Source organism: Palaeococcus sp. (in: euryarchaeotes), from assembly GCF_053987695.1.
Genome location: NZ_JBMXHE010000094.1, coordinates 1 through 3,270 on the forward strand (window position 1 = coordinate 1; position 3,270 = coordinate 3,270).

A 3,270-nucleotide genomic window follows, 5' to 3' on the forward strand; every position below is an offset into this window, starting at 1 on the left:
GTATGGAAAAGCATAATTACCAGAACATCAAAGTTTATTTGGTGATTCCATGAAAATATACACCCTGGTTGAGGACTACTCGGGCTATGAGAGCCCCTTTCTGGGTCAGCATGGAATTAGCTTTCTCATAGAGTACAAGGGGAAAAAGCTTCTCTTCGATACAGGGCAGAATGAAAAGCCAATTCTTTACAATATGAAACTTCTTGGGCTTGAACCGGGCGAAATTGACTACATATTCCTCTCGCACTGTCACTATGATCATACAGGGGGACTTTTAGGGCTTCTAAAAGCAATTAAAAAGCGCATTCCCATCATCGCCCATCCTTCAATCTTCAGGAAGCACTTTGTAGTGAAGCCCTATCTCCGACATGTGGGAGTTCCCTTTGAAAAGAAAGAGATTGAAGCCACTGGAGAACTCTTCCTAATCGCAACACCTTTCCAGATTGTTGAGGGGCTTTACTCAACGGGCGAAATTTGGGAGCATGAGGACTTTGAAAGAACCTCTCTTGAGGTATACACATTGCGGGAGGGAAAAATTGTAAAGGATGAGCTTTTGGATGATATGAGCATTGCGGTAAAAACTTCCAGAGGACTCGTAATTGTGAGCGGATGCTCCCACGCTGGCATAGTGAGTATAATCAAAAGAGCTGTTGAGATTACAGGAGAAAACAGGATTAGAGCAGTGATCGGGGGCTTCCATCTCATAGATGCAAGTGAAGAGCGTATAGACCTAACCCTTGAGGAGTTCAAGAGGCTTGGGGTGGAGGAAGTTTATACCGGGCACTGCACGGGTTTGAAGGCTGAAGCTGCCTTCCTTGAATCTTATGGAGATGCATTCCACAAACTCCACGCTGGGATGGTCATGGAATTTGAGGATTAGGTGTTAGATATGGAAGCGCCAAGGATTACAGTTTTTGCATATTCCGAAGGGAAGTTCGAGGAAAGGAGGATAAAAGCACTGAAAGAAGCTCTTGAGTTTAAGAGCTACAGCGTTGTCTGGATCAATATTGACGGTATTGCGTATCTGGACGAACTTAAGGAGCTTTTTGATTTTCACGACTCTTCAATTAAAGCCATTTTAAGATCAAAGAGCAGGGCAAGAATGAGCCTCCTTGAGGATTATCTCTTTCTGCTCCTCCACCAGCTCTATGAGATAAAAGGGGGCTTAAAGAAAGAGAGAATTGCAATATTTCTTAAGGGCAACTTCGTGATAACCCTCCAGGAACGCCCGGGAGATGTTTTCAATTCAATAAGGGAGGCAATAAGAAAGGGTGAGGGTCTCTTCAGGGAAAAAGGAGCAAGTTATTTAGTTTTTGCACTCTTGGATGCCATAATTGAGAATTACGTTCCAATTCTCGAAAAAATAAGCAGCCAAATGGAAGAAGTTGAGAGCAGAATTCTCAAAAATGGGGATAAAGAAATCCTGCACAGGATCCATGGAATACGAAGGAGGATTCTCTTCATAAGACGTACTATATTCCCTCTACTCGAAGTTTTCAGGAAGCTGCAGCTAGAAGGGGGCAGGTTCTTTGATGAGGACACGAGGGGATATCTGGAGGAGCTCCACAGTCACGTAATGGAGGTCCTGGACATTATCGAGAGCCAGAGGGATATGGCAAATGGACTCGTCGAAATTTACTACTCAACGCTCTCCATGAGAATAAACGACATAATGAGAATTTTGACAGTTGTTTCGACGATATTCATACCCCTGACCTTTATAACGGGAGTTTATGGAATGAACTTCCGCCACATGCCCGAACTTGGATGGCGTTATGGGTATCCCGCCGCTCTCTTTGTAATGCTCATGATAGCCTTTGGCATGCTTTACTACTTTAAAAGAAAGGGGTGGATATAGTCCAAGAGCAAGTTTAACCTATAGTTCAAGAGCAAGTTTGACGGCTCTCTCGGCTATTACATCCATGGGATCCACTAGGGGAACTCCAAAGTCCCCCTTCCTCAAAACCACGCTCACTTCAGTGCATCCCGCTATTATACCCTCGCTCCTCTTTTCAAGCTTTTTTGCAATGCGGAGTATTATTTCCCTCCCCCATTCAAGATTTCCCGCCTTGACGCCTTCGTATATTGCCCTCATAACCTTTCTCTGGTCTTCCTTGTCGGGCAGTGCTATCTCTATTCCTCTGCTCAGAAGCGCTCTGTGATAAACCATCCCCTTTATGGTACCGTCTGTGGCTAGAAGTCCAACTTTTTTTAATCCAAGACTTTCAAGCTTTCCAGCAGTTTCTTCAATCATGCTTACGAGGGGAATATCTATTTCCCTTTGAATGTCCTGAACAAAAAAGTGCGCCGTGTTGCAGGGCATTATTATGAAGTCGGCTCCCCATGCCTCAAGCTTCTTTGCACCCTCAATTAGATAGGGAAGAGGATTGGCCCCTTTCCCAAGGAGGAATGCCGTTCTATCCGGTATCTTCGGATTATTGTAAATTATAATCTTCGGATGGTCCTGATCCCTTTCGGCAGGTGTTTTGAGGACTATCCTTCTAAAGAGCTCCACGGTTGCAAGGGGTCCCATTCCTCCGAGGATTCCTATGACCTTCTCCATACCAATCACTTTGCGTATTTTATTCTCCCTTCCTTCCACTCAATATAGCGAGCCATAATGAAGAGCAGGTCGCTGAGCCGGTTGAGGTATTTTAGTGCGTTTGTTCCTGTTCCGTATTCAAGGACGAGTTTTGTAATTTTACGCTCCGCTCTCCTCGCCACAGCCCTGCACACATCAAGCTTTGCACTTCCGACCGTGGAGCCGGGGATAACGAATCCTTCGAGCTTAACTTCCTTTTCAAATTCGGTTATCAAACTTTCCAGCCACTTTATCTCTTCTTCTCCAACTTTCTTATATTTTCCTTTACTTGCTATCTCTGCCATAAGGGAATACAAATCAACCTGCACCTTTTCGAGTATTCCCTGCAGGTCTTCATCTACATAGTGCTTTGCTTCTCCCAAAAAAGAGCCGAGCTCGTCTATTGTGCCGTTGGTTTCTACTATAGGCGAGAATTTTGCAATGCGCTCTCCAGTAAAAATTCCTGTGAGTCCCTTATCCCCAGTTTTCGTTGTTATGCCCATACAATCACCGCTTTATCTTTGGGATTCTACCCTAATTAAATTTGTTCTTTTGGGTGATACATGGTTCAATGGGGAAAATTTAATAACATGGATGCACATTACATATTTCGGTGATACCATGAAGAAATGGAGCCTCTTTTTAATCGTGGTTTTATTACTAAGTCTGGTGCCAGTGGCTTCAATGGG

Annotated in this window: 4 protein-coding genes; 2 read left to right on the forward strand and 2 right to left on the reverse strand. The window is 44.2% G+C overall.

Annotated elements, in window-relative coordinates; all coding sequences use genetic code 11:
• The first annotated feature begins 49 nt into the window (after positions 1–49).
• Positions 50–880, forward strand: a complete 831-nt coding sequence (locus ACXJGZ_RS07465) for an MBL fold metallo-hydrolase (protein WP_293252778.1) — start codon at positions 50–52, stop codon at positions 878–880.
• A gap of 9 nt (positions 881–889) precedes the next feature.
• Positions 890–1,858, forward strand: coding sequence for a magnesium/cobalt transporter CorA (corA, locus tag ACXJGZ_RS07470; protein WP_456321666.1), 969 nt, complete (start codon positions 890–892; stop codon positions 1,856–1,858).
• An 18-nt stretch (positions 1,859–1,876) separates the two neighbouring features.
• Here corA and cuyB read toward each other — a convergent pair whose 3' ends face one another.
• Positions 1,877–2,563, reverse strand: coding sequence for a cysteate racemase (cuyB, locus tag ACXJGZ_RS07475; RefSeq protein ID WP_456398883.1), 687 nt, complete (start codon positions 2,561–2,563; stop codon positions 1,877–1,879).
• Positions 2,564–2,568: 5 nt separating this feature from the next.
• Positions 2,569–3,084, reverse strand: a complete 516-nt coding sequence (locus ACXJGZ_RS07480) for a cob(I)yrinic acid a,c-diamide adenosyltransferase (RefSeq protein WP_456326316.1) — start codon at positions 3,082–3,084, stop codon at positions 2,569–2,571.
• Between the last annotated feature and the right edge of the window lie 186 nt (positions 3,085–3,270).